This is a genomic window from Pseudomonas sp. 51_B, assembly GCF_017491595.1.
Taxonomy (GTDB): domain Bacteria; phylum Pseudomonadota; class Gammaproteobacteria; order Pseudomonadales; family Pseudomonadaceae; genus Aquipseudomonas; species Aquipseudomonas promysalinigenes.
This window is the reverse complement of sequence record NZ_JAFGYW010000130.1, coordinates 1-556: the sequence shown is the minus strand read 5'-3', so window position 1 is coordinate 556 and position 556 is coordinate 1. Positions and strand designations below refer to the sequence as shown.

Sequence of the window (556 nt, the reverse complement as noted above, 5' to 3'; positions counted from 1 at the left end):
CCCCTGCTCCTGCAGCGCATACGCTCGGATCTTGTTGCTCAGGCCGATCCCGCGGCCTTCGTGGCCGCGCAGATACAGCAATACGCCGCGCCCTTCGGCCGCGATGTAGCGCAGCGAGAGATCGAGCTGCTCGCCGCAATCGCATCGATACGAGCCGAACACGTCGCCCGTCAGGCACTCGGAATGAAGTCGCGTCAGCACCGACGGCTGCTCGGCGACGTCGCCCATCACGAGCGCGAGGTGCTCGGCATCGCCGCCCGCCACGCGAAACGCATACGACGTGAACGTGCCGTAGCGGGTAGGAAGCGTCGCGGTGGCGACGAGCGTCACGCACTCGGGCGCGGCGCCGTCGTCCGGCTGCGGCGAGTCAGGATGCGAAGACTTCATGGAATGCATCAAACGAAAGGATTAAGGTATGTTCTGGATGGCGAGTGCACGGAGTTTACCGCTAATCTGCGCACTGGACGCACCCGCCCGCGGACGCCGATCTATACTGGATTCTTCATCCGACGCGGCGGCTGCGCGCCGCCTTCCGTGAATCGCCCAGCCAAGGGAG

General features: G+C 65.3%; 1 protein-coding gene. It reads right to left on the bottom strand.

All coding sequences use genetic code 11. The annotated features are described in order from the left end of the window. Positions 1-387, bottom strand: a 387-nt coding sequence (locus tag J5M56_RS23995) for a GTP cyclohydrolase II (RefSeq protein WP_243430886.1), incomplete at its 3' end; no start/stop codon positions are given. Positions 388-556: the final 169 nt, after the last annotated feature.